The 3,862-nt window shown below is 70.1% G+C and carries 2 protein-coding genes; both read right to left on the bottom strand.

Annotated features, from left to right (window positions below; all coding sequences use genetic code 11):
- Positions 1–1,993 (bottom strand): peptidoglycan DD-metalloendopeptidase family protein (locus IRZ30_RS16200; RefSeq protein ID WP_294086641.1); only part of this gene is annotated, 1,993 nt, incomplete at its 3' end.
- A gap of 404 nt (positions 1,994–2,397) precedes the next feature.
- A complete protein-coding gene (locus tag IRZ30_RS16195; RefSeq protein WP_294086640.1) occupies positions 2,398–3,582 on the bottom strand; it encodes a methionine aminotransferase in 1,185 nt (394 codons plus the stop codon).
- Positions 3,583–3,862: the final 280 nt, after the last annotated feature.

Here is a 3,862-nt window from a genome sequence, read left to right as displayed (position 1 = left end):
CGGTCGGGCTGGGCGTCGCCGTCGGCGTGGGGTGGGGCGACGGGGTCGGTGCCGGTGCCGGCGTCGGCACCTCGGTGGCTTCCGGTTTCCACGTCGATTCCGGCTGGGGCACGATCGGGCGGGGCACAGGAAGCTCCGGTGTCGGGTTGGGCGAGGCCGTCGGGGTTGCCTCCGGCGTTGGCGAGGCCACTGGTGTCGGCGTAGCCTCCGGGATGGGTGTCTCGTTCGGCTCCGGTGTCGCGGACGGCGTCGCCTCCGGCGTGCCGGTTGGGGCCGGTGTCTCGGTCGGGGACGGTGCGGGTGTGGGCGATGGCGTCGCCTCCGGCGTGGGCGGTGCGGTGGGTTCCGCCGCTGGGGTCGGCTCCGGTGTTGGGGTTGCTTCCGGTGTCGGCGTCGCGGTGGGCTCCGCTGGTGGCGTCGGTTCCGGTGTCGACTCCGGCGGCGGTGTCGGCTCCGGTGCCGGCGCCGGCGCTTCGACCGGAGGGTTCGCTGGCGGAGGGCTCGGCGTCGCCACCAGGAGCGGCAGCGTCGCGTCTTCACCCGCGAAGAAGGCCGTGTAGTAGGCGTACCAGGCCATCACTTTGGCGACGTAGTGCTCGGTGCAGGTGCCGTAGACGTCGCAGCCGTACCCGAAGTAGCCGGCCGCGACCTCGTCCAGGGACATCCCACGCGCCAGCTTCTCGGCGATGAACCGCGTCCCGGCGTCGATGTTCGCCTCCGGATCGCGCCAGCGATCCTGGCTCACCCCGAGGCGCAGCAGGTTCTCCGGCATGATCTGCATCAGTCCCTGGGCGCCTGCTGCCGAGACGGCGTCGGGGTTGCCGCCCGACTCGACGGTGATGATCGCGGCGATGAATGCCAGCGGCACGCCGTAGCGCTCGGCGGCGGCCTGCATCAGCACCACCCACTGCAGCACGCCGGTGGGCGCCGTTGCCTGGCCGTTCCCGTTGCCGACCGCGATGACCACCGCGCCCGCAAGCCAGCCCAGCGGGTCGATCGCGTTGCCGTCACGGTCCTTGACCACGAAGTGCAGGTGCGGGCCGGTCGAGTAGCCGACCGAGCCGACCTGGGCGATCATCTGCCCGGCGGCGACCCGGTCCCCCGGCTCGACGAACGCCCGCTCCCAGTGGAGGTACTCGGTGCGATAGCCTGCGTTGTCGCCGTCGTGCTCGATGACGATCGTGGAGTTGGCCTCGGGGCCGTCGCCGTCGTAGCCGACCGCGATGACCGTGCCACCCGCCGCGGCGAGGATCGGCGTCCCGGCGGGCGCGGCCAGGTCGATGCCGTTGTGGAAGCTCGGCCGGTCGGCCGGGCAGATGGATGCGCCCCGATAGCCGGGATTGAAGGGGACGCAGCCGAAGCCCTGCGTCAGTTGGAAGCGCCCAAGGATGGGGAACGTGCGCGCTTTCGAGCCGATGTTCGTGGGGACGAAGCTGATCCCTTCCTCGGGTGTGGGCTCGTCAGGGATCCAGGTCCAGGAGAAGAAGATGTTACTGATCGGGCTGTAGTTCAGGTACCAGGCGCCGCCGGCCCAGGTGCCGTCCGGCCGGCGTGCCCGCGTGCCGTTGTCCAGGAGCTTGTACGCCTGGCCGATCACGGGGTCGTCAGGACCGTTGAAGATCCGGGGTGGGCCTTCTTCCTTTTCATTGATCGGGATGCACTCGGCGCACGCCTCGTTCGGCCCGAGCGTGCGGACGCGGGTGGCGACGAAGTAGGCCGGCGATATCACCCGCCCCACGGTGGTGTTCTGGCCGACGAAGGCGAGGGTGACCCAATGCCAGCCGCCCTCTTCGCTCCAGGTCATGTCCGTGTTGAAAGGTGCGGGGACGACCGAGTTCGGGTCGCGATCCGGCACCAGCGGCTTCGGCCCGCCTGCGGCGGTCGTACGCGTTGCCAGGGAACTGCTGGCGATCAGGAGCAGGAAGACGACCGCGCCGAACAGGATGGAGCGGCCGTGTCGGTGCCTCGTTGTCCCCAGTGACCCTTGATCCACGGCGACCCCCCTGAGTGCGTACGCTGGTGCTGGCGGCACCGGAAGCCTTCCCCTCCGCATCGTGGCAGGAGAGGGGTGCGTCGCTCTCGTGCTTTGTAATGCGCGTACCGTAAACGGTCGCGCGCCTCTTCGCGGAGAAGCAGCACGGTCGGTGCCACCTGCTGCGGAGCGACCGTCGCCCCGTGCTCCGCGATGACCCAAGTGTGCGCAACACGGGACGCGTTGTGCAAGTCTGAACACTGACATCTGGGCACAGAATGCCTCAAGCGATCGCTGGAATGCAAGCGAAGGCGTGCGGAGCACGAGGGCCGCTCCGACGGGACGGGCTAGCTGCCGGCCCTCCAGGCGAAGGGACGGGTGGCGAGGACGCTCGCGCTCCTGGTTGTCGCCACCCGACGGCGTCGTCAGGGTTGGGGTCGGCGGAAGGTGGCCAGGGCGGTGAGGCGTTCGGCGGCGGCGGCGATCGTCTCCGGCCGCTTGGCGAAGCAGAAGCGGGCCAGGAGCGGCGCGGTGGCCGGATCGGCGTAGAAGGCGGAGGGTGGGATCGCGGCGACGCCGACCTCGGTCGTCAGGAAGCGGCAGAAGGCGACGTCCGTCTCGAAGCCCATCCCGGAGATATCCGCCAGCAGGAAGTAGCTCCCGCGGCAGGGCAGCACCGGTAGGCCCGCGCCCTCGAGTGCCTGGTGCAGTTGGTCGCGCAGGCGGGTGTACATCGCCGCCAGCTCCGCGTAGTAGTTGCTGGTGAGCGCATCTTCCAGGGCGGCGGCCATGGCGTCCTGGAAGGGGGTGGCGGTGGCGAAGGTGATGAACTGGTGAGTGGTCCGGATGGCGCGGGTCAGCGCCGGGGCGGCGATGGCGTAGCCGACCTTCCAGCCGGTCATGCTGAACGTCTTGCCGGTGGAGTTGATGGTCACCGTCCGCTCCCACATCCCCGGCAGCGTCGCTGGCGGGACATGGACCGCGCCGTCGAAGATGATACGGTCGTAGACCTCGTCGCTGATGACGATCAGGTCGTGCTCCTGGCAGAGCGCGGCGATGCCCGCGAGCTCCTCCCGGCTGAAGACCTTGCCGGTCGGGTTGTGCGGGGTGTTGAGCATGATGGCGCGGGTGCGTGGGCCGATCACGTCGGCGAGGGCATCGAGATCGAGCGTCCAGTCTGGCGGCTGGAGCGGCACGTAGCGGGGCACCCCACCGGCGAAGACCACCTGCGCTGGGTAGGCGTCGTAGAACGGCTCGATCAGGATTACTTCGTCGCCCGGCTCGAGGATGGCGAGCAGGGTGGCGACCAGCGCCTCGGTCGCGCCGGAGGTGACGGTCACCTCTGCGTCCGGGTCGACCGCACGGCCGTAGCTTCGCTCGAAGGTAGTGGCGATCGCGCGGCGGAGGCGGGGCAACCCGTGGCTGGGGGCGTACTGGTTGAGGTCGGCGTCGATCGCGGCGGCGGCCGCGTGCTTCACCAGATCCGGCCCCGGAAAGTCGGGGAACCCTTGCCCGAGGTTGATCGCCTCGTGCTCGACGGCGAGCCGGCTCATCTCACTGAAGACCGACTCACCGAGGCCGCGTAGCCGGCTGGCCCCGACCTGCCGCATCACTGCCCCCTCCCGGTGTCATGCGCCTCGCCCGCCAGCCGGGCTGATCGCCGCGGGATGTTGTCCTGGATCCGAGCCCGACAACCGGCCGGGACGACGGCCGGTGGCGATCAGCAACAGGCTGGCGTCGTACCGGCTATTCTGGGACGAGATGACGCGGGCGTCCAGTGCTGCGACGGTGGCGCGGAACGATCGGCGCCACCGTCGCCCGGTCGGCGCGGGCGAGCGCGGCCGAGATCGAGGCTGTCACTTATACACATAACCCAGCCCACCAGACGCG

The organism is Sphaerobacter sp. (genome assembly GCF_019683595.1).
GTDB lineage: Bacteria > Chloroflexota > Chloroflexia > Thermomicrobiales > Thermomicrobiaceae > Sphaerobacter.
The sequence above is the reverse complement of the archived record's forward strand: the minus strand, read 5'-3'. Positions and strand labels throughout refer to the sequence as shown.